This window comes from Hymenobacter crusticola, from assembly GCF_002154225.1.
Classification (GTDB): Bacteria; Bacteroidota; Bacteroidia; order Cytophagales; family Hymenobacteraceae; genus Hymenobacter; species Hymenobacter crusticola.
In genome coordinates, this window is sequence record NZ_MTSE01000006.1 from 181,971 (window position 1) to 205,523 (window position 23,553).

The 23,553-nt window shown below is 54.7% G+C and carries 14 protein-coding genes; 8 read left to right on the forward strand and 6 right to left on the reverse strand.

Annotated features, from left to right (window positions below; all coding sequences use genetic code 11):
- Nucleotides 1-193: 193 nt before the first annotated feature.
- The gene (locus BXP70_RS13705) at nt 194-1,912 is read left to right on the forward strand and encodes an SBBP repeat-containing protein (protein ID WP_086594667.1); all 1,719 of its coding nucleotides are present in this window, start codon (nt 194-196) and stop codon (nt 1,910-1,912) included.
- A gap of 86 nt (nt 1,913-1,998) precedes the next feature.
- Here the strand turns inward: BXP70_RS13705 and BXP70_RS13710 are convergent, their stop codons facing one another.
- From BXP70_RS13710 to BXP70_RS13735, 6 genes are all read right to left on the reverse strand, one after another.
- On the reverse strand, nt 1,999-3,513 hold the full coding sequence (locus BXP70_RS13710; protein ID WP_179197692.1) for a RagB/SusD family nutrient uptake outer membrane protein: 1,515 nt from the start codon (nt 3,511-3,513) through the stop codon (nt 1,999-2,001).
- 20 nt (nt 3,514-3,533) lie between these two features.
- On the reverse strand, nt 3,534-6,731 hold the full coding sequence (locus BXP70_RS13715) for a SusC/RagA family TonB-linked outer membrane protein (protein WP_086594669.1): 3,198 nt from the start codon (nt 6,729-6,731) through the stop codon (nt 3,534-3,536).
- A 603-nt stretch (nt 6,732-7,334) separates the two neighbouring features.
- On the reverse strand, nt 7,335-8,015 hold the full coding sequence (locus tag BXP70_RS13720) for a phosphatidylserine decarboxylase family protein (RefSeq protein ID WP_086594670.1): 681 nt from the start codon (nt 8,013-8,015) through the stop codon (nt 7,335-7,337).
- 268 nt (nt 8,016-8,283) lie between these two features.
- Entirely contained in the window at nt 8,284-9,573 is a 1,290-nt protein-coding gene (locus tag BXP70_RS13725) for a Glu/Leu/Phe/Val family dehydrogenase (protein WP_086594671.1), read from the reverse strand.
- A 228-nt stretch (nt 9,574-9,801) separates the two neighbouring features.
- Nucleotides 9,802-10,764, reverse strand: coding sequence for a phosphatidate cytidylyltransferase (locus BXP70_RS13730; protein WP_143436499.1), 963 nt, complete (start codon nt 10,762-10,764; stop codon nt 9,802-9,804).
- 39 nt (nt 10,765-10,803) lie between these two features.
- On the reverse strand, nt 10,804-11,871 hold the full coding sequence (locus tag BXP70_RS13735; protein ID WP_086594673.1) for a CPBP family intramembrane glutamic endopeptidase: 1,068 nt from the start codon (nt 11,869-11,871) through the stop codon (nt 10,804-10,806).
- Between the two features lie 218 nt (nt 11,872-12,089).
- On the opposite strand from BXP70_RS13735, the gene dusB reads away from it, so the two are divergent.
- The 7 genes from dusB to BXP70_RS13770 all read left to right on the forward strand — a co-directional run bounded on the left by dusB (nt 12,090) and on the right by BXP70_RS13770 (nt 23,450).
- On the forward strand, nt 12,090-13,079 hold the full coding sequence (gene dusB, locus BXP70_RS13740) for a tRNA dihydrouridine synthase DusB (RefSeq protein ID WP_086594674.1): 990 nt from the start codon (nt 12,090-12,092) through the stop codon (nt 13,077-13,079).
- Nucleotides 13,080-13,301: 222 nt separating this feature from the next.
- On the forward strand, nt 13,302-14,240 hold the full coding sequence (locus BXP70_RS13745; protein ID WP_086594675.1) for a DMT family transporter: 939 nt from the start codon (nt 13,302-13,304) through the stop codon (nt 14,238-14,240).
- A gap of 82 nt (nt 14,241-14,322) precedes the next feature.
- Nucleotides 14,323-15,012 (forward strand): 2,3-diphosphoglycerate-dependent phosphoglycerate mutase, encoded by a 690-nt coding sequence (gene gpmA, locus BXP70_RS13750; RefSeq protein ID WP_086594676.1) that lies wholly within the window; start codon nt 14,323-14,325, stop codon nt 15,010-15,012.
- Between the two features lie 275 nt (nt 15,013-15,287).
- Nucleotides 15,288-16,943 carry a Na+/H+ antiporter gene (locus BXP70_RS13755; RefSeq protein WP_086594677.1) on the forward strand — a complete coding sequence of 552 codons (1,656 nt, stop codon included), beginning with the start codon at nt 15,288-15,290 and terminating at the stop codon, nt 16,941-16,943.
- 220 nt (nt 16,944-17,163) lie between these two features.
- Nucleotides 17,164-18,357, forward strand: a complete 1,194-nt coding sequence (locus BXP70_RS13760) for an efflux RND transporter periplasmic adaptor subunit (protein WP_086594678.1) — start codon at nt 17,164-17,166, stop codon at nt 18,355-18,357.
- 147 nt (nt 18,358-18,504) lie between these two features.
- Nucleotides 18,505-21,729 (forward strand): efflux RND transporter permease subunit, encoded by a 3,225-nt coding sequence (locus BXP70_RS13765; protein ID WP_086594679.1) that lies wholly within the window; start codon nt 18,505-18,507, stop codon nt 21,727-21,729.
- Between the two features lie 161 nt (nt 21,730-21,890).
- Nucleotides 21,891-23,450: an efflux transporter outer membrane subunit gene (locus tag BXP70_RS13770; protein ID WP_086594680.1), complete on the forward strand. Its 1,560-nt coding sequence runs from the start codon at nt 21,891-21,893 to the stop codon at nt 23,448-23,450.
- The last annotated feature ends 103 nt before the right edge of the window (nt 23,451-23,553 follow it).

Genomic DNA, 23,553 nt, shown 5'->3' on the forward strand with positions numbered 1-23,553 from the left:
TTTTTGATGCGCAGCTATCTTCTTAAGAACAGTTTAAATCAGTTATCAATATATTTTTGTACTACGAGGCAAATTCTGCCGTTTTATGACTTCTGCTGTCCTAGCAACACCCCGCTTGCTCAGTGTCTTTCACGTGTGCTACCGAGTTTAACCTAGCTTTTCCCTTCAAACTCCATCTTTAGTCTAATCTTTTATGCTTGCCTCTTTATTACCTCGTTACGGTCGCGCTTTAGTGCCTACCTGGCTGTTTTTAGCAGCTACTTTATCCACTAGCCAAGCTCAATCGGTGGGTGCTCCCCAATGGCAATGGGCTAAAGCACTAGCTTCCGTTTCCTCTTATGTCCAGACAAGCGTCACTGAGCCCAATACTGGTAACACCTATGTAGCAGGCAGCTTCGTTGGGACAACTAGCTTCGGCAACCAGACATTCACAGCAAATGGGGTGGATGGTTTTTTGGTCAAACATGATGCGCAAGGTAACATCATATGGGGACGGCAAATTGGAGGACGTTCAGACAATGAAGTTCCTAGTGGTATAGCTTTAGATGCATCCGGTAATACTTACGTGGTTGGTACCTTATCTTCTTCGATTACGCTAACTCCTACTACCGTTCTTCCCCCTAGTAATCCGGGAAATAATCTGTATGTCGTTAAATACGACCCTACAGGAGCAATACTTTGGGCGCGTTGCTTTGGCAGTTCTGGCAGCGTTGCAGGGGAAGTAAGTGGCCGGGCCGTAGCTGTGAGCCCAACCGGAGTAGTATATATAGCGGCGCAGCTGAAAGGCGGCGCTCAGTTTGATGCAGTACAACTTGAAAATTCCATTGGCGCTGGTCCTGTACTGCTGCAACTCTCTCCTAACGGAAGCGTGAACTGGGCTAGCGCTGCCGCAGTGGAAACGACAGAAACTACCCCAATCAGTTCAGGGGAAACTTACAAGCTGGGATTTGATGCTAGCGGGTCACCCTACTTGGGTGGTTCTTTTGCGGGTAAAATTCGTTTCGGATCTCATACCGTGACAGCACCAACTAACACAGGTGCTGTCTTTTTAGTCCGCTATGATGCTCAGGGAAATCCTCAATGGGCGGCTCAATCGGCGACTAGCAGCAAGGGCCACGTCTCTCTGGAAGCATTACGTACCGATGCGGCCGGTAACACTTATCTCACCGGCACTTTTACTAACGATAGTAAGACTAACACAGGAGTAAATTTTGGATCGTATGCACTTAATAGTGCAGGGGAAGGTGATGTATATTTAGTTAAGTACAATCCTGCTGGAGCACCTCTTTGGGCACATAGCTTTGGCAGTAAAAAGTATGACCGTGGCAACGCGCTACTCCTGATGCCAAGTGGTAGCGTACTTCTGGGTGGGGGCGTAGCTGGCACCGCTACGGTATCACCTGAGCTTACCCTTTCGGGCCTAAACGAATGGGACCTTTATGCTTTCGTAATTAGTTTCACAGAACAAGGGGATGTACAGTGGAGTCATCAAGCAAAAGGTTCTTCCTTGATCAATAGTCTTACCAATGACCAAGCCGGTAACCTTTACTTAGGAGGGCAAGGTGGGTACAATACGGTATTCGGCAATCTGCCTAGCCTCACCATCAACTCTGGCTATGGCTTTATTGCCCGCTTAGGCAACGCCGTACTGAACACTAAGGCTAGCCACAACGCGCAGTCACTTGCTGTTTACCCATCCCTCACTACTAGCGCAGCGGATGTTCAACTCGGTGCCCTTCCAAAAGGCACTACCCTTTACTTAAGCGATGCCCTAGGCCGCGTCATGTGCCAGCAGACCGTAGGATCAGAGCCGACCCACTTGGCGCTGCCTAGCTTGCGGGCCGGCTTATATGCACTGAAAGCCACTGCACCTAATGGCGAGTACTATACCGGTCGTTTGGTAGTAGAGTAATAACTCTCGACCTAGGTGCCGCTACAAAAGAATGGCCCTAGTTGCTGGTAGCAACTAGGGCCATTCTTCATTAAAGCACTTTATCCTTACCAGCCTGCGTTCTGTTTCATGTTCGGGTTCGTGTTCAATTCGCCCTGCGGAATGGGGAAGTAGGCGAACTTCGATGAGAAGAACTCTTTTCCTACCTTATCGCTATTCTTGACTTCCTGCTCCAGCAAGCCCCAGCGCTTCAGGTCATAAAAGCGTTGGCCTTCGCGGAAGAACTCCAGCATGCGCTGATGCCGAATCTCGGCCATCATCTGCTCGGCGGTGAAGCCCGTAGCTAATGAAGCTAGCTTAGCACGCGCACGAATACGGTTCACCAGCGGATACGCATCGGTGGTGCGGCCCTGCATCGTTAGGGTTTCGGCGTAGAGCAGCAGAACGTCGGCGTAGCGCAGCACCTTCTCATTGATTTCGGAGATGAAGATGCCTTCGTCGTTTTCGTGCCAGTTCTGGTATTTGCGGATTAGCGAGCTATAGCCAAACACCAGCTTGAAGCTTTTGAAAGGCCGGTTGTAGTACATGGCCGAATCGTAATTCCAGACCAGCGTCGAATACATCCGATAGTCAAACCGGCCACCAGCTGCCTTCTCTTTCTTGAACTCATTGAACAACTTATCGGTGGGAGACACCTCAAACCAACCCGCTACTTCAGTAGGTGCAAACTCTTGAGCAGTTGTTACACCCAGCGACTCGTTAGCATTTTCGCCGGCCCAAGGTTGAGAACCGCCCACGTTCTGATTCTGAATCTCAAATAACGACTCCATGTTGTTGTCGGTGCTCTTTGAGAAGTTGTCCTCAAACTTGGGCATTAGGTCGTAGGTGTAAGGCGCCTGCGCCGTACCATTGGGCTGAGCTAGTTGCTTAAACGCTTTTTCTGCTTCTACCCAGTTTTTCTGGTATACGTACGCTTTACCTAGCATCCCGATAGCGGCGCCCTTCGTAGCCCGGCCCACAGAGGCAGCGGGGTAAGTAGTTGGCAAACCAGCAGCAGCGGCTTGAAAGTCGCTTATGGCTTGCGCCCACACCTCAGGCTCCGGCGATTGGGTCACGAAATATTGCGAGCGTTCTGTGGGCACCGTCGTGATAATGGGCACCGACCCAAAATTGATAGCGAGGAGAAAGTAGTTCAACCCGCGTAGAAACTGCGCCTCTGCAATGAACTGCGTCTTTGCTTCATCGGAGAGGCTGCTTTGTGAGGCTTTCTCGATAACTTGATTGGCGCGGAAAATACCCGTGTAAAAGCCTGTAAAGATGCCACTTGGCGTACCGGTAGTAGCATTGTTGGTGAAGGTAGAAAGCTGATACAAGTCCTTCACGTCGTTGCGGATGAAGAAGTCGTCGCCTCGGCCGTTGCTTAGCTCGATGCCCCGCACGCCAAAGTAGCCGTTGTTCACATCATGAAATACCTTATACGTAGCTGCGAGACCCGACATGAAATCGGCATCCGTTTTCCAGAAGTTGGTTTCAACAATGGAGTTAGGACTTACCTGCTCAAGCTCCTTGGTGCATGCTACTAAGCTGAGCGCCAGAAAAGACGCGTAAAGAATACGTTTCATTATCATGAGAATTTAAGCCGTTAGAAAGAAACCTGCACACCGAGCAAAGAGGTCCGCGACAGCGGATAAGCCACGTGCGGAAAGTCCACGCCGCGGTCCAGAATGCCGCCACCCGTAGCGCTTGCATTATAGCGACCTAGGTCGGGGTTGAAGCCGGTGTACTTGGTGATGGTAAACAGATTATCGAAGCTGACATAGAAGCGGCAGCTGTTGATTTTGGCAGAAGTCAGGATGCTTTTCGGGAGCGTGTACCCTAGCTGCAAGGTCCGCATCCGTAAGTAGGAGCCACTTTCCAGGAACCGGTCTGAGGTCTGGCTATTCAGGTTTGGGTCGTTGATAACGGCACGAGGGAAGTCCGTGTGCCGATCTGGAGTCCAGGCATTCAGCGTAGCGGGCGAGTAGTTGATTTCAATGTTCATGCCCTCCAAGTCCTCGCGCGCGCCGTTGTAGATCTTGTTGCCGTACGTACCTTGGAAGAAGAAGCTCAGGTCGAAGTTCCGCCAAGAAGTGTTGCTGCCAAACCCGTAGCTAAACTTCGGCGTGGGGCTGCCGCAGTACTGCCGATCATCTTGGCTGATGGTACCATCGCCGTCGTAGTCCACGAACTTGATGTCGCCGGGTTTAGCGCTTGGCTGGATGAGCCGTCCTTCCACATTATAAGCATTAATCTCATCTTGCGAATTGAAGATGCCCGCCGTTTTGATCAGGTAAAAAGCTCCTACCGGTCCGCCAGCTTGGGTTATTGTGGCGGAGGCGCCGTGGTGCGTGGGCTGGCCACCAGAGATTTGCTGCGTACCGGTGCCAAGGAAATCAACGTTGTTGTCGATGGCCGTGAACGTGCCGGTTACTTGATAGTTGAACTCGCCAATTTTGTTGTTATACGTCAGCGCGGCCTCTACCCCTTTGTTCGTGATTTGCCCAGCGTTGATGTAAGGGGCACTACCGCTAGCTCCTGTAGTTAGCGGGATGGGCACTTGCAGCAGAATATCCGAGTTGCGACGAATGAAGTAATCGGCCGTCAGGTTTAGCTTATTTTGAAAGAAGCCCCAATCGGTACCAATGTCGAACGTCTTCGACGTTTCCCACTTGATGTTTGGCGTTGCAAACGCCGTCTGGATTGCTCCCGACCAAAGCTGCTGCGTCTGGCCCAACACGTAGTTTGTATTAGAGGCAATCAGCGGCACGTAGCGGTAGTCGGGAATTTCTTGGTTACCCAAGATGCCGTAGCTGGAGCGAATTTTCAGGTTCGTAATCACGCCCTGTAGCGGTTGAAAGAAGCTCTCATTCACCACGTTCCACGCCAAGGCGATAGAGGGAAAGTTGCCGTATTTGTAAGCGGGTCCGAAGCGAGAAGAACCATCTCGCCGGAACGTCCCGGTCACGACGTAGCGGTTATCGTAGGAGTACACCAACCGACCTAGGTAGGAGAGCAACGCGTTTTCGCGGGCGTAGCCACCACTGGCAATGTTCGTGGTACCAGCATCCAGCACTTGTATGCCAGTAGGCATTCCGCTCTTAGAGCCCGACAAGATGTTGTACTTCGTGTTCTGGTACGTGTAGCCGACCAGCGCGTTTATATTGTGCTTACCAAAGACCTTGCTGTAGTTGAGCGTGTGCTCTTGCAGGAAATAGTTTTGCTCGCTTTTGTTCTGACTTAAATCGGCGTCGGCGTTCTTAAATAATGCGCCTACCATGTACGGGTATGTATAATCGTTGAAGGAGCCGTAGGTGCCCGTGTAGCCTAGGTTTAGCCGATACTTTAAGCCTTCAATCAACGACACCTCTGCAAAGCCGTTTATTATCGCAGTTGTCGTTCTGGTTTCGGGCACTTCAAGGTTCAACTGCGCAACGGGGTTGGCAATGTTTGTTACCGGACCAGCGGCACCGCTATAGCCTCCCACTGCGGCCGGATCATACACGTCGAACACTGGAATCATTTTCAGGGCCGAGCCTACCGGGTTGCCCCCTTGACCGCCCCACCCACCGGCCATCGTGCGCCAGTATTCGCGGGTGAGAATAATGGTTTCCCCGATCCGTACCCGCCCTTTCGTAAAGTCAGATTTCAGGCGCAGATTCCAACGGTCATAATCCGTCTTCTTGACGATGCCTTGCTGATCGAGGTAGCCACCCGACAAACTATAGGTGAAGTTGTCGCCGCCGCCGCTAGCCCCTAGGGTATAGTTCTGCATAGGCGCCGTGCGATAAATCTCTTTCTGCCAATCGGTACCCGCACCCAAGCTTTCCGGATTCTGCGCGATATCCAACCGAGGCAAACCAGCATTATCATGTGCGGCATTACTCACCGTGGCCCACTCGGAAGCATTCAGCACATCAATCTTCTTAGCAATCTGCTGCACGCCGTAGTAAGCGTCAAAATTGACGCGGTTCTCGCCTTTTTTACCACTTTTCGTGGTAATGAGCACTACCCCGTTGGCGGCACGCGAGCCATAAATAGCTGCGGCGGAGGCATCTTTTAATACGTCGAACGAGGCAATGTCCGTTGGTTGCAAGTTGTTGATGTTGTCTACCTGCACGCCGTCCACGATGTAGAGGGGATTATTGTTGTTGAGGGAACCAGCGCCACGGATAATCACGCGCACGCCCGAACCCGGATCACCGCCTGAGGACTCGATCTGCACCCCCGCCACGCGGCCTTGCAAGGATTTCTGTACGGTGTTAGATCCTTGTGTGCGGATATCCTCGGCTTTGATCGACGAAATGGCACCCGTTACATCTTCGCGCCGTTGCGTACCATAGCCCACTACAACTACTTCGTCAAGCGCCTTCGTATCGTTTTGCAACGTGATGGTCAGGTCAGAACGGCCATTAACTGCTATTTCCTGGTTGGCAAACCCAATGGAAGAAACAACGAGCGTGGCATTGCCGTCGGGCAATGACAAGTTAAAACTCCCCTCCGCATCGGAAGTAGTACCTAGGGTAGTGCCCTTTACCACGATAGTCGCTCCAGGTATCCCTTCCTTGTTTGGCCCCACGACTCTGCCTTTTACCGGGACGGGAGGCTCTGCAATGCAATCGTTATAGGCGTCATTTATAAAGTTTGCAAACGATTGCGGTATAAGGTCATTTTTTAGCTCGTTGGGAATGAGAGCTGAAAAGTCGGCGCCTGCACCCCTTGTAACTGGTGCAGCACTAACGCCAGTTTTGGGCGCACAAACCAGCAGAAGTGCCAGAAAATTGAGTAAAGAAGAGTTCGTCATGAGGGCATAGGGTTAGGTAGAAGAATGGTTGGGCACTCCAAAAAACTGTCATTCAGGTAAGTCAAAAGTACAGGCCCCTTACAGGAAATAGCGGGGTGCTTTCGGTCAAAATAGAGGGCAAATCAATCTATCGTGTTGATTCAGCTGTTGATTGCTAGACACTTACAAAAACAACCGAACACGAAATTTCAGCTTGGCTGCATTCTGCTCAACAGCAAGGCTTTTGGGGGAATGCGCGCAAAAGCAGGCCATCCTCTCCCAGAAGTAATGCTACAAGCTCCTTCTATAGGACAGAGCAAAGCGGTCTGATTTGAGCGCAGTAAGAATAAGCACCACCTAGGTTCTAGTAGCAAAAGACGCTGGACTAAAGAACTGTAAGGGACCACGCTGCACTTCTTTTCTCAGTAAAGAAAGAGCAACTGAAAGCGGGTCGGGGCTAGGCGCAAATGAGGTGTGGCAGGCAACTAAGGAAGGCAAATCTTTCCATTATTTCACAAATCATTGCTTTATAGCATGCTAGCTTTCAGGATATGGTCAAATAAAAAGCTCCTTGCGGGGAGCAAGGAGCTTTGCGGTACAGTACGAACAGACGTTGTAGCCGTTTCAAAATAGCGAAGGGGAAGTTGTCTTGAGTTGCGCGATGACGGTTTCGCCACCTTTTACTTTATCACCTAGCTGCACTTTAATGTCAGTATCCATGGGCACGAATACGTCCACGCGGGAGCCGAATTTGATGAAGCCGAACTCCTCACCCTGATTTACTTCATCGCCTTCGTTTACGTACCAAACAATACGGCGAGCCATGGCGCCAGCAATCTGGCGGAACAACACGAGCGGACCGGCATCTGACTCAACTACTACCGTTGTGCGTTCGTTTTTGGTGCTGCTCTTGGGGTGCCAAGCAACCAAATAATTGCCAGGATGATACTTGAAGTAGCGCACAATACCCGAAATCGGGTTGCGGGTGATGTGCACATTGATCGGCGACATGAAGATGCTGATCTGCTTGCGCACATCATCGAAGTACTCGGGCTCGTGCACGTCCTCAATCACTACTACTTTCCCATCGGCCGGCGCGATCAGCAGGTCTTCGTGCGTCAGCAAGTTGCGGTAGGGGCTGCGGAAGAACTGCAACAACAGCAAAAAAGCCACCGCCGAGATGGCCGCAAAGATCCGATTGAACGTTACGTTGCGGGCATTCAGCTGAAACAACAGCAAATTGACGGCTAGCAGGGCTAGGATAGTAAAAAAGAGTATGCGTCGTCCTTCTTTGTGAATCTTCATAAATCGCAGATTAGCTGCGCTGACTTTCCTTTAACACCAAATTAAGTACTTAAAGCAGCGTTAAATAGCTTGGTTAGTCGAACAGGCGGGGCGGCAAAAAAAGTTGCCTAGGGGTTGGTTCGGAAAACGAAAGTACGAATGGCGGACAAAGATAACCCGGACCATAGGGTCCGGGCGTATCTAAGTTTATGCTTTTAAGGCAACAATCGCCAATTGGTTACAAAATCAGGCTAATTAACGAAGTTTATTGGGTGCCGCGCCGACCAGATTAGAAACCACCGCGGTACTTGTACGTCTGGGCTACTTTGTCGATGGCCACTACGTACGCAGCAATACGCATCGTTACGTTATATTTCTCAGCCGTGGCGTACACTTTCTCGAACGCGTCGGACATGATACGCTCCGCGCGCTCAATTACCATATCCTCGCTCCATTTATAGCCGAGGCGGTTTTGTACCCACTCGAAGTATGATACGGTAACCCCGCCCGAGTTAGCCAAAATATCCGGCACCACCATGATGCGCTTATCGCGAATGATGGAGTCGGCGGAGGCGGCTGTTGGCCCGTTTGCACCTTCTACAATCAGCTTAGCCTTAATATCGTGAGCGTTATGCTCATTGATTACGTCTTCGACGGCAGCTGGCACTAGCACATCAACAGGCGAGACGAGTAGCTCGTCAGCGTCCATTTTCACGGCACCCGTGAAGCCATCGAGGCGGCCACTATGCGCGTTTTTATAGGCAATAGCCTCATCAACGTTGATACCGGCTTCGTTCCAATAAGCGCCGCTGACGTCGGAAATGCCTTTCACTTTCAGGCCTTTCTCGGCGAGCAGCTTTGCAGCCCAAGAGCCAACGTTACCAAAGCCTTGCACGGCTACCGACGATTCAGTTGGCTCCATACCCAGCTTTTTCATAGCCGCAATGGCGGCTACCATCACGCCCCGGCCAGTAGCCTCAACGCGGCCCAGCGAGCCACCAAGCACCAGCGGCTTACCCGTCACGACGGCGGGCGAGGTCATGCCTGTGGTCTTGGAGAATTCGTCCATCAGCCACGCCATTTCGCGGGGACCAGTGCCCATATCAGGCGCCGGAATGTCGCGGTCGGGGCCGAATACGTCTTTCATCGCCAGCGTATAACCGCGGGTCATACGCTCAATCTCACCGGGGCTCATGGTGCTAGGGTCGCAGATGATGCCGCCTTTGGCACCGCCATACGGAATGTCGACTACAGCACACTTCCAAGTCATCCAGGCAGCTAGGGCCTTCACCTCGTCGAGGTGAACGTGCATATCGTAGCGGATACCACCTTTCGAAGGACCTAGGATGGTGTTGTGCACCACACGGTAACCCTCAAACACCCGCCGCTGCCCATTGTCCATGGTCACGGGAATGCTGACGATAATCTGCTTGTCAGGCGCTTTCAGGACGTTGTACGTCTCGTCGTCAAGCCCCAGAATCTCAGCCGCAACATTAAAGCGCGACATCATGGATTCGAGAGGATTTTCGCGGTCCACGAGCGGGGCCGGCTCTTTATACACAGTGCTAACAGGAGGCATGTGAATAGGGAATTATGGGTGGGTGGAGAGAAATTGAGCCGTAAACAATGGGTGGAAGCTACAGCCCATAAAAAAGTTGAGGCAAAGGTAATAGCTCCCCTGCATACGTTTAAGACAACACAACAGGTGCAAATCCCGTGCAATGGTTGTCTATTTAGATAGCGGTTGGTGTGTTAATTATGAACAAACACAAGCTCAATGCGATAGGAACTCCGCAGGGGCAAATTCTTAACCGAACAATAATTGCAAGACTACCAGCACGGGCACCACAAACAAGAAAGCATCGAACCGGTCGAGCAGGCCGCCGTGGCCGGGCATGATGCGACCAGAATCCTTCAAGTCGACGCTACGCTTGAGCATGGATTCGGCTAGGTCGCCGAGTACGCCAAATACCGCTACCACGCCCGCGGCCACTAAGCGAGACGCAAGTGGCATTTCGGGCAGTAAGTAGCCTAGCCCCCAGCCCACCAGCAAAGTAAGCAGCGTACCACCCAGCCAGCCTTCCCAGGTTTTGCCGGGAGAAATAGCAGGCGCTAGCTTGTGCTTGCCAAAGGTTTTGCCAGCGGCATACGCCCCAATATCAGCCGTCCAGACGAGCAGCAGCAAGGCGAGGACACGGCGGTAGTCGTAGCCTCTTTCGTTGAAAACCAATGCGTTGAGCAAGCTCATCGGTAGGCTCACGTAGAGCAGCCCAAGCAAAGCCACGCCTACATTGGCAAAGGGTGTGAAAGATTGATTTGGCCGGGGCCAGGCAAACATTTCGCGCAAGATGAGCAGCGTGGGCAGCAGCACCGCCAAAGCAATCAGTGCGTTCTGGCCAACTGGAACGAACTCAAACCATTTACCAACTTCGCCACTTGGGTATGCTGTTGCTGGGCGGGGTACACCTGCGTAATGATATACTCCGTTCAGAAAATGGATCAAGCCAAACATGACCACGCTCAACCCTCCTCCTACCAATGCCGCCGGCTTATACCCTGCCTTGCGCATCATGCGGTAGAACTCCCATAGCATGCGCATCTGCACTAGCCCGAAGAACACAGCAAACGTCCAGGCGCTGTACCAGATACAGCTGAGCAGCACCACGGCGCCAATCACGCCGAAAATTAAGCGCTGACCTAGGTTCGACATGGGTTTCTTACCGGCGGGGGGCTGCGAAACAGATTCAGGAGGGGCGGGAGAGCTAGCCAAGGAGGAAGAAAAATAAGGGTACGCTATCTGCGGTCAGGATCAACGAGTGGAATCTTGGTGGCTGCCATCAACGCCGGCCCGGCCTAGGGTACGCCCCGTGGAGGGCACGTAGGAATCAGGCTTTGCTACGGCGGCGCCGCCACTACTGAGGGTGTGCATTTCGGTGGGTATCCTTACTTCATCCGACGCAACCGGAACCGCTAGCCAGCGGTGCAGCCCCCTCAACAATAAGGCCGTAAGCAGCACTGAGCCTAGTACCAGCGGCCAGGGCAAGCTCTCCGTAGAATCGGGATTGAAGGTGTTGGCCACGTGCCGCTGCTGCAAGTAAAGCAGAAGCAATTGGAAGGCATTTTGGGTGAAGTGCGCGGCCATGGGCACCAGAATGTTGCCGCTCCATTCGTACAAATACCCTAGCAGCACGCCCAGTACTAGGCGCGGCACGAAGCCAAAAAACTGGAAGTGAATAGCACTGAAAACGGTGGCCGCCGCCCAAATACCTAGGTGCCGCGACCCAAACCACTGCACTAAGTTGCGCTGAATAACGCCCCGAAACACCAGCTCTTCACTAATAGCTGGCACCACGGCAATAACCAGCAACCCAACCAGAAAACGCGTGAAAGACGTGAAGCTGGTTAAGTACTTGGTGAGTTCCTGGGCCTTATCTTCCATGGCGCGGGCATTCGCCTCGAAGTTTTTCAAGAAGGAGGGAAAGTGCGCGTGCGCGTTCCAGTCAATCAGCCCCGACATAAATGGAATGGTACCGAGAATCAGCAGGCCCGCCGCCAGCAGCCACCAAAGCGGTACGGGTCGGCGCGGGGCGAAGTACTGCGGCAGACTATTGCCGGTAGCCGCAGCCAGTGCCAGCGCCGAGCAGCCAAACCCCACGAACAGCAGCACCCCCTGCGACAACATTGTGAAAGCCCAGCCCTGCTCATACGCCGCCGGGTTCTGCGTCACATTGCCTAACTCCAGAGCGCCTAGCCCGAAGACCAAATGCCCAATTACCATGATAAAAAAGCCAGCTACGCAGAACGCCGCCAGCATGATACCCACCAGCAAAATGAGGTTCACGAGCGGGTGCAAACGACTGGAGACGAAACCTTTCATAGCGAGTTGGTATTGAGTAGGGAGACGTAAGTACTGAGTAGATAGGAGTAGGTTCGGCAAGAAATACGTAAGCCAGAACCAAGAGGCAAACGCAACGGGGCAACAGCCTAGCTTGTTGTGCTTGCATTCACCCGGCTCTTTGCTCAATACTCACGTCTCCCTACTCAATACTGAGTAACCGTCGTAAATTTGCGTAAAATCCTGTAATCACTTTTCCTGTGGTACATATCCGCGACCTAGCTCTGCCTGATTTCCCGCTTTTGCTCGCCCCGATGGAGGACGTATCGGATCCGCCGTTCCGGGCCGTGTGCAAGGCCAACGGCGCCGATTTGATGTATACCGAGTTTATTTCCTCGGAAGGCCTGATTCGCGACGCGGCCAAGAGCAAGAAAAAACTCGACGTGTTCGATTACGAACGACCCATTGGCATTCAGCTGTTTGGCTCCGATGTGGATACCATGGGCGAGTGCGCCCGCATCAGCACCGAAGCTGGCCCCGACCTTATCGACATCAACTACGGCTGCCCGGTAAAGCAAGTCGCTTGCCGGGGGGCTGGCGCGGCGCTGCTGCGCGACATTCCGAAGATGGTGGACATGACTGCCGCCGTAGTACGCAACACCCCCCTACCCGTGACGGTAAAAACCCGCCTAGGTTGGGACGATACGACCAAAAACGTAGAGGAAGTAGCTGAGCGCTTACAGGACGTTGGCATCGAAGCGCTTACCATCCACGGTCGTACCCGCGTGCAGATGTACAAGGGCGACGCCGACTGGCGCCTCATCGCCAAGATCAAGGAAAACCCGCGCATTCGGATTCCGATCTTCGGTAACGGCGACATCGACTCGCCCCAGAAAGCCCTCGAATACAAAAACCGCTACGGTGTAGATGGCGTGATGATTGGCCGAGCCAGTATCGGCTACCCCTGGATTTTCCGTGAGGTGAAACACTACGTAGCCACTGGCGAGCTACTGGCGCCGCCTACCGTAGAAGAGCGCGTGGCGATGTGCCGCATGCACTTCGAGAAAAGCCTGGAGTGGAAAGGACAGCGCGCCGGTATTTTTGAAATGCGCCGCCATTACGCCCAATACTTCCGCGGCCTGGAGGGTGCCAAACAGTGGCGCACCCGCCTAGTAGACGCCGAGCAGCCCGAAATCATCCGCGAGATTCTGGAAGAAATCATCGCCGCTGAACCGGTGATGGTAGGCTAGCATCTTCACAATTATTGTCCTCCTGCCGCGGGAAGGCCTGGAAGCCAGTTGAACAGTGTAACAACGACTCGTTTGACTGGCTTCCAGACCTTCCCGCGGCAGCGTAATAAAGGTCGTATTAGAGCTTGCATCAGGAGCTAGGTGAACACACCGGGGCATTCACAAAGACCTTTTTGCCAACTTGCTGCCCGAACGGCTACATCCCGTTGACCTGCTACCACTTTGGCTTCTACTTCTTCTGCTTCTGCCCCAACGGCACTACCGCCCTCCCCTACCATCCCGCCCACTGCTTGGGGGCTGCTGCTGTTGCTGGCTACCATTTGGGGCACCTCGTTCATTTTGATGAAGAAGGGCCTGGTAGTCTTCTCTCCACTAGAGCTAGGTGCTACTCGCGTAAGCGTAGCGGCCTTGCTACTGCTGCCATTTGCGCTACAACACGTGCGCCAAGTAGAGCGCAGCCGTATTAAGTGGTTGCTACTGAGCGGCATTGTCGGCACCCTCATTCCAGCCTTTCTATTTGCTTATGCTGAAACCAAGCTAGCCTCGGGGCTGGCGGGCGTACTCAATGCGCTTACGGCAGTCTTCACCTTAGTTGTGGGCGCGTTCTTTTTCGGGCAACGCCTAACCGGGCTGCGGGTACTCGGTATTGGGCTAGGCTTGGTAGGAACTATCGTACTTATGCTATTGGGCGGCAGTGGCGGCGAGGCTACGCCGGCTGGCGTGGGCAACGCCTGGTACGGCCTCTACATCGTAGCAGCTACCGTCGGCTACGGGGTGAGCGTCAACGTGATAAAGCATCACCTGCATGGCATTCCGCCGGTGGCTGTTACTGCGTTGTTGCTGCTCTTTATTGGCGGCCCTGCCCTAGCTTTTCTGCTGGTCGGTACCGGGTTTCTACATAAGCTTGCTACCGTGCCCGGCGCCTGGGTGGCCTTCGGCTACATTGCTTTGCTCGCCACTATGAGCACGGCCGTGGCGATGGTGTTGTTCAACAAGCTCATCCATCAATCGACGGCCTTGTTTGCTTCTTCCAACACCTATCTGGTACCGATTGTGGCGCTTGGGTGGGGGCTGCTGGACGGGGAAGTTATCAACGGGTGGCACCTGCTCGGCATGGCAATAATTCTGCTCAGCGTGTTTATCATTCACCGGGCAAAGTAGAGCTAGCTTTTGCTCAACACGCCCGGAAGCTATTCTTGCTCGTACTGCCTCTTTGAGCTTTCTTCACCAGCTCGCTTATCACATGGAGAAATTAGTGCTACTGCGCCACGGCCAAAGCGTGTGGAACCTAGAAAACCGCTTCACGGGCTGGACCGACGTTGACCTCTCGGCCGAAGGTATTCAGCAGGCCGCTCACGCCGGCGAGTTGCTGAAAAAGAATGGCTACACATTCGACATCGGCTTTACTTCGGTCTTGAAACGAGCCATCAAAACCATGCACACGACCCTGGAAGCCATGGACTTGCTTTGGATTCCGGTGCAAAAGTCGTGGCGCCTCAACGAGCGGTTCTACGGCGCCTTGCAGGGCTTGAATAAAGAAGAAGTGGCAGCGCAGTACGGGGAAGAGCAGGTGCTAAAGTGGCGGCGCAGCCCGCAAGAGCACCCGCCTGCTATCGACCCCAACGACTCGCGCTTTCCCGGCCACGACATTCGCTATCAGCACCTTACTCATCGGGAGTTGCCGCTCACCGAAAACCTTAGCGAAACACTTACGCGGGTAATGCCCTTCTGGACCGAGCACATCATGGCGTCTATCCGCAAGCAGCAGAAGGTCATTGTGTGTGCCCACGGCAACAGCCTGCGGTCTTTGGTGCAGTACATCGACCACCTATCCGACGAAGAAGTAACTCAGCTGGATATTCCCACAGGCGTGCCACTCGTGTATGAGCTAGACGATAACTTCAACAGGATCAGGCATTATTATCTAGAGTAACCGCAGGGAAGTGCCAGTCGACGCCTCTTTACCGCAAGAGTACCATCTACTGCTAGCTCAACGAAGCGGCAGAGAGGCGTTGTTAAGCGCAGCAGGGCAGCCTTGTATTTACACTTAAGGCTTAGCACACAGGCGCAGTGTCCAGCTTAATTTGCTTTGTGTAAGTATTTGTTTGATTTTGGCAACGCTAGCGGTGGCTATTAGCCTGAGCTTTGTAGCTCATAACCAGTGCGTACGACTACCTGGCCGTAGCAATACTCATTCGTTGAGCTCTTATGCACGAAACCCTCCTGCTTTGCCTTGGCTTGCTGCTAACGGTCTGCCTACTCATCATCTTGAGTCAGCGCTTGCGCCTGCCTTACCCGATTCTGCTCGTGCTTGGCGGGCTAGCCCTCAGCTTTGTACCGGGGCTGCCGTTGGTCAAGATCAACCCCGACCTGATCTTCCTGATTTTTCTGCCGCCACTACTCTACGAGGCGGCTTGGTTTACCTCCTGGAAGGATTTCTGGCGGTGGCGGCGCGTCATTAGTTTTCTCGCCTTTGGGTTGGTGTTTCTTACCTCCGGCATTGTAGCCTACGTGTCGTGGGCAGTTATTCCGGGTTTCACATTGGCCCTCGGCTTCTTGCTAGGTGGGGTCGTTTCGCCGCCCGATGCGGTAGCAGCTACTTCGGTGATGCGCAGCATGTCGCTGCCCCGGCGCATCATGGCCATTTTGGAAGGTGAAAGTCTGGTCAATGATGCCAGCAGCTTGATTGTATTCCGCTTCGCCCTGGCGGCGGTGCTCTCGGGTTCGTTTGTGTGGTATGAGGCGGCGGGACAATTTGTGCTGGTTACGGTACTAGGGGTGGCGGTGGGGCTAGGTATTGCCTTGGTATTCTATGCTTTGCACCGTTGGCTAACCGTAACCCCTAGCACGCACACGGTCCTCACGCTCATCACACCCTACATCCTATACATGACAGCTGAGGCGGTGCATGCATCGGGTGTGATGGCCGTAGTAAGCGGCGGGCTATTTCTTTCCTACCAGAGCGCCACCATCTTCACCCCCGCCAACCGCCGGCAAGGTATTCACACGTGGGCGACAGTGGGCTTCGTGCTGAACGGAGCCGTCTTTATGCTGATTGGCTTACAACTGCCGCTCATCATCAACAGCCTAGGTGCTTACTCCAAACTCGAAGCCATTGGCTACGGCTTGCTCATCAGCTTCGTTGTGATTGTCACGCGGCTGATTACGGCTTTGCTGAGTTCACATTTCACGCACTGGGTTAGCCGCTACATCACGGTAGGCGACGCTAATCCGGGCTGGCGCGGCCCGGTGATTGTGGGGTGCTCGGGCATGCGCGGCGTAGTATCGTTGGCCGCTGCCTTATCCATTCCGCTGCTCGACAATGCGGGACGGCCATTCCCAGAACGTAATATGGTGCTGTTCATCACCTTTATCGTGATTCTGATGACGCTAGTGGGGCAAGGCCTAACGTTGCCCTGGCTCATTCGCTGGGTGGGCGTGGAAGACCTAGATCATCTGCAGCCCGAGCATGAGCAGCAACGAGCCGTGCGCAGCCAGCTGATTGCGCAAGCCCTCGACACACTAAATGAGCAGTACGCCACGCAAGTGCAGCGCAGCAGCCTCGTTGGCGCCCTAAAGCAGAAGCTAGAGAAAGAGGCGCACTTGTCGACGCATCAGCTGCCAGCCGTAGAAAACGACGAGCAGGAAGTAACGGAATACTACCATATCTACTCCGAGCTAATCGGGGTGCAGCGGCAGGCGCTTCTCAAGCTCCGCAGCCAAGAAGAGTACGACGACGACGTAATCCGCAAACAGGAAACGCAGCTCGACTTGGAGGAAGAAAGGCTCTTGTTGCTGATGGAGGCCCAAAGCCAAGCGCCCACGGCGCCGCCAGAGCGTCCCGCCTTACACGTTGCGAAATAAGACACTAGGGCCCTAGCGCCTGCCGCGCGGCACGGCACCTTTCGACAAAAGCTATTTCTACACTTCTTTCCACGTGTGAAAGAAGCCTCTCCTCAGAGAAACCGAACTAATCGCCTAAGGGCACAATTTCACCGCCCAAACACCCTAGCTTTTTATACGGCGCTTGCGTATCAGGTATAGATCCTTTGACCTAAGGATCATTCTATTGCATACGTTGTATATGATAACACATTGGCTCGGCCGAACGGTTGGGGTACTAATAGCGCTTTCCAGCGTTGTGGCCTGCAACTCCAAGAAAAAAGATACGGCTGGCGGTCCTGGTGGCGAAGGCAAAGGCGACGGGCCGGCTCCGATCAAAGACTATTCGGTGCTAACGGTGCGCCCTGATACCATTACGCTCTTCCAGGATTATCCGGCTACTATTCAGGGACAGCAAAACGTTGAGATTCGGCCAAAGATTGACGGCTTCATTGAGGCCATTTACGTGGACGAAGGCGCCAGCGTGAGAAAGGGGCAACGGCTCTTTCACATCAACGCTCCGCAGTACGAACAAGAAGTGCGCACGGCGCGGGCCGGCATCAAAACCGCCGAGGCCAACGTGGCGGCGGCACGCATGGGCGTGGCCAAAGTGCAACCGCTGGTAGCGCGCAACATCATCAGCAAATACCAGCTAGAAGGCGCCGAATACACGCTGCAAGCCAACCAGGCAGCCTTAGCGCAGGCACGGGCAGCGCTAGTCAATGCGGAAACTAACCTAGGGTACACCAACATCACCAGTCCCGTCGACGGCATTATCGGCACGATCCCCAACAAGATCGGGAGCTTGGTGAGCAGCACTTCCGCCGACCCGCTCACCACCGTATCGAGCACCGGCAAGGTGTACGCATATTTCTCTCTGAGCGAAAAAGCCTTGTTAGATTTTGCACGTCGCCGGGCCGGCAACACCCTGCAGGAAAAGCTAGCCAAGGTGCCCGACGTCCGGCTAGTGCTGGCTGATGGTAGCCTGTACTCACACACGGGCCGGGTGGAAACAGCTATCGGACAGATCAATACCGAAACGGGTGCTAGCAGCTTCCGTGCTACGTTCCCCAACCCCCAGGGCTTGTTGCGCAGCGGCAGCAGCGGCTTGGTCCGCACAATGCGCCCGATGGAGAATGTACTCATCATTCCACAAAGCGCCACCTACGAATTGCAGGGCAAGCGCTTCACCTATGTGCTAGGTCGCGACACGGCCGCGCACGCCGCCGCCATCACGGTAGTGCCTACCCCCGACGGCAGCTCGTTTGTGGTGCAGCAGGGCCTGAAAGCGGGGCAGCAAGTAATTGTGGAAGGCGTGGGCAGCCTGAAAGAAGGCACCAAGATCCGGCCTAGGCCGGTGCAAGCCACCAAACGCGAGGTAGCCGTAGGCCGCTAGCTTATGATCGAACGTCGTGCTGAGGCCTGAGAAGCATCCAACTGCCAGAGTAAGCCTAACGCTTGAAATTACTCTGACCCACAAGATGCCTCGACCAGCCTAGCACGACAAACGGCAACTATCTAAACATCTGTCTTAAAAGGCACTATGCTAAAAATATTCATTGAGCGCCCGGTGCTCTCTACCGTTATTTCGGTCATTATCGTGCTGCTGGGCGTGCTCGGTCTAATCAGTCTGCCGATTGCGCAGTACCCTGACATTTCGCCGCCTACCGTGCAGGTATCAGCTAGCTACGCGGGTGCTAACGCCGATGTGGTCCTGAAGAGCGTGATTGTGCCCCTGGAAGAGCAGATCAACGGCGTAGAAGGCATGACCTACATGACGTCTTCGGCCACCAACCAGGGCTCGGGCTCCATCCAGGTATACTTCAACGTGGGTACCGACCCCGACCAAGCGGCCATCGACGTTCAAAACCGCGTTTCCAGCGCGACCAGCCTCTTGCCCCAGGAAGTAACCCTAGCCGGCGTAACGGTACGTAAACAACAGAGCAGCAACTTGTTGATTTTCGCGCTTTACAGCGATAACCCGGCGTACGACCAGACCTTTCTCCAAAACTACGCCCAGATCAATATCGTCCCGCAGGTACAACGGGTAAATGGGGTGGGTGCCGCCAACGCTTTTGGGTCGCGCACTTACGCGATGCGTATTTGGCTCAAGCCCGACGTGATGGCCATCTACGGCCTAACGCCCAGCGACGTGACGGCCGCCCTAGCCGACCAGAACGTGGAAGCCGCACCAGGAGCCTTCGGTGAGAATAGCGACCAGAGTTTTCAGTACGTTATCAAGTACACGGGCAAGCTCCAATCGGTAGAGCAGTTCGGTAACATCGTGCTCAAGGGCACGGCCCAAGGCCAGCTGCTGCGCCTGAAGGACGTGGCGCGATTAGAGCTAGGTGCCCAGGCCTACAACAACAGCAGCACCACCTTTGGCAAACCTTCGGTAGGCATCTCCGTGAACCAGACGCCGGGCTCCAATGCCCGTGATGTCATCAACAAGTCGGTGGCGGTGCTGGAGGAAGCCTCGAAGTCGTTTCCGGCCGGCGTTCACTACATCAACTTGGTTAACATCAACGACTTCCTCGATGCATCCATCGACAAGGTGCTGCACACGCTGGTGGAGTGCTTTGCGCTGGTGTTCCTGGTAATCTTCATCTTTCTGCAAGACTTTCGCTCCACTATCATCCACGGCGTGTCGGTGCCGGTGTCTATCATCGGCACGTTCTTCTTCCTGTATGTTTTCGGCTTCAGTATTAACCTGCTGACGCTCTTTGCCTTGGTACTCGCCATCGGCATTGTGGTCGACGACGCTATTGTGGTCGTGGAAGCTGTGCACGCCAAGCTGGAAAGCGGCTACACCTCGCCGCGCAAAGCCGCCATCGATGCGATGAGCGAAATAACGGGCGCCATCCTGAGCATCACTCTGGTGATGGCCGCAGTGTTCTTACCCGTCACGTTCATTACGGGCTCGGTTGGGGTATTCTACAAGCAATTTGGCATCACGCTAGCGGTGGCTATTATGATTTCAGCCATTAACGCCCTAACGCTTTGCCCGGCCCTAGCGGCTCTCTTCTTGAAGCCGCCCCATCACGAGGAAGATCAAAAAGCCGAGAAAAAGACGCTGATGCAGCGCTTCAGCGTGTCGTTCAACGCGGCGTACGACGCTATGGTGGGTAAGTATACGCGCGTCGTCAGCCTTTTAGCGGCGCGCAAGTGGCTGGCGCTGGTGGGTGTGGCTGGTTTTGCCGTAAGCTTATACTTTCTGATGACGACCACCCCAAGCAGCTTCGTACCCAACGAAGATATGGGCACCATTTACGTAAACGTCTCGCTGCCACCCGCCTCCACTTTGGAGCGCACTACGGTAGTCACGAACGAAGTAGACAGCCTAATTCGCACCATTCCGGCGGTGCGGGGCACGCTTCGCAACACGGGCCGCAACTTCTTGGCCGGCCAAGGCAGCGCCTACGGAATGGTGATTGTGCGCCTTAAACCCTGGGATGAGCGCAAGGACGTGACAAACGAAGATGTGCTCGCTCAAATTGGCAAGCTTACGGCGCATATTCGGGAGGGCTCTATCCGCAGCTTGCCGCAGCCCACCATCACCGGTTTTGGCGCGACGGGCGGCTTCACGTTTCAGCTGCAAGACCGCGGCGGGCATACCACCGGCGAGTTCTACAAAGTTGCGCAAGACTTCTTGGCAGCTCTCAACCAACGACCTGAAATTCGGGATGCTTCCACGTCTTTCAATCCGGGTTTCCCGCAGTACCAGCTCAGCGTGAACGTAGCCAAGGTAAAAGAAGCCGGCCTGACGGAAGCCAACATCTTGAATGCCATGCAGGTATATTACGGCGGTTCCTACGCGTCCAACTTCAACCAGTTTGGCAAGCAGTATCGCGTGATGGTGCAGGCCGACACCCTATACCGGGCGAACCCCGAGGGCTTAAGCAAAATCTTTGTGCGCACCGCGGCCGGTGAGATGGCGCCTATTACTGAGTTTGTGACCCTCAGCCGCGTGTACGGCCCCGAGAGCCTCGATCGATTCAACTTGTTTACTGCTATTTCGGTGAATGGCCAGCCTAAGCCAGGGGCTAGCACTGGTGAGGCGATAGTAGCCATTCAGGACGTGGCTCGGCAAAAACTGCCCGCGGGCTACGGCTATGAGTTCTCTGGCATCAGCCGCGAGGAGCAGAACAGCGGCAAGCAATCATACTACATCTTTGCCTTGTCGCTCGTTTTTGTGTACCTGCTGCTGAGCGCGCAGTACGAAAGCTACTTGCTGCCGTTTGCGGTGTTGCTCTCCATCCCGATTGGTTTGAGCGGCACTTATTTATTCGCCAAGGTTTTCGGCATCGACAACAACATCTACCTGCAGATTTCGGTGATCATGCTCATCGGGCTGCTAGCCAAGAATGCTATCCTGATGATCGAGTTTTCCCTGGCCCGCCGGCGCGGTGGGGAGATGGGCATTCTGGAAGCGGCGGTGGAAGGCGCAAAAGCTCGCTTGCGCCCCATCCTAATGACGTCGTTTGCTTTCGTGTTTGGTTTGTTGCCGCTGCTATTTGCCTCCGGTGCCGGCGCAAACGGCAACAAGAGTATTGGGGCAGGCGCCATCGGCGGCATGCTGTTCGGTACGCTGATCGGGGTGTTCTTTATTCCGGTGCTGTTTATCGTGTTTGAAGGGTTGCAAGAGCGCATCAGCGGCCCGCCCAAGACGCGGGCGCAGCTGGAAGCTGAAGAAGCCGAGGGAGGCCCACCACCCGCCGACAAACCCAAACCTGAAGATCAACCCAAGCCCGAGCCAGCTTTAGCCTAGCCAGTTTGAGCGTAGCATATCACCCATCGAGCGCGCTGAGAACTGCGTTCACTATCAACTCAACTCTCTTGGCGCTAGCTACCTAGGTTTTACCATTGCCGCATTTCCCGCCTACCTAGGTCGCCGTTTATCACCCACCACTTCGCATCTTCCATTTCACGATGAAAACGCCGCGCCTGCTTATTGCCTTGCTCCTGCTAGTGGCCGGCAGCTGCCAGATATCGCATCCATATAGCCGCCCCGAAACGGCTACCACCGGCCTCTACCGCGACGCAGCCGCTAACGATACAACTACCCTAGCCGCTCGCCCCTGGCAGCAGCTGTTCACTGATCCGCAGCTGCAAAAGCTTATCAACGAGGGCCTCACCAACAACCGCAACCTGCAAGTGGCTGTGGCCCGCATCGAGCAGACGCAAGCGCTGCTTGCCCAGAGCAAGGCCGCTTTCCTACCTAGCCTCAATGGTCGGGCTACCACCACCTTGTCGCGCGCACGCGGCTCCCTTGTGGGCACCAACGCCGGCGGCAGCACCACTACGGGCGGCACGACAACTGGCGGTACCACTACGGGTGGCACAACAGGAGGCGGTACCACCGGTGGAGGAACTACTGGCGGGGGCACTACCGGCGGGGGTACAACGGGGGGCGGCACCACAGGCACGGGCACCACGACCACCGACCAATCCACCATCGTGACGGGTGGCTCGCCGCGCCAGTATTTGCTGGCGCTGAGCAGCAGCTGGGAAGCCGACGTGTGGGGCAAGCTCCGCAGCAACAAACGCTCGTACGTGGCGTCGGTGCTGCAAAGCGAAGCGTATAGGCGTGTCGTGCAAACCCAGCTTATCGCCGACATTGCCGACAACTACTACTACCTGCTCGCCCTCGATGCGCAGCTGGCCATCACGCGCCAAACGGTGCAGAACCGCATTCAGGATGTGGAAACGATGCGTCTGCTCAAGGAGGGCGACGTGGTAACGGAAGCCGCCGTAGTGCAGAGCGAAGCCCAGCGCTACGCCGCCGAGGTTACCATTCCGGACTTAGAGCGCAACGTTCGCGAGACGGAAAACCTGATGGCAACTTTGCTAGGTCGCGCACCGCGCCCAATTGAGCGGAGTACGCTAGCGGCCCAGCCTCCTACCCCACCGCTACTAACGGGTGTGCCCGGCCAGCTCCTGCGCAACCGCCCCGATGTGCAACAAGCAGAATACGCCTTTGAGTCGAGCTTCGAGCTTAGCAACGCAGCACGGGCCTATTTCTATCCTAGCTTCACCATCACGGCCAACGGTGGCCTGATCAGCTCTACGATTGACAACCTGTTTTCACCCACGGCCATCTTCGCTAGTGTAGTAGGCGGGTTAGCCCAACCTATTTTCAGCCAAGGTCTTAACCGCGCCCGCCTACGCCGGGCGGAGGCCTTGCAGCGTGAGTACCTTTTCACCTACCAGCAAACGATGTTTACGGCTGGGCAGGAGGTTTCCAATGCGCTGTTTGCCTACCAAAGTGCCGTCGATAAAGCTAGGCTCCGGGCCCTGCAACTAGAGGCCCTCGGCAAAGCCGTTGACTACACGCAAGAGCTACTGCGTGCGGGCTTTGCCAACTACACTGAGGTGCTTACCGCGCAGCAAAGTTTGCTTTCGGCCCAGCTTAATAGCGTGAACGACGCATTGCAGCAACGGCAGGCCGTCACGGACCTGTATCATGCCCTAGGTGGCGGCTGGCAGTAACTGTAGCGCGAAATCTAGAAAGCAAGAAGCTAGGTCTAAGCTCCCCTCCTTTTTTCAAGGACGGGTTGGGGGTGGTCCCTTCCTGTTGAACGACTTAGTAAAC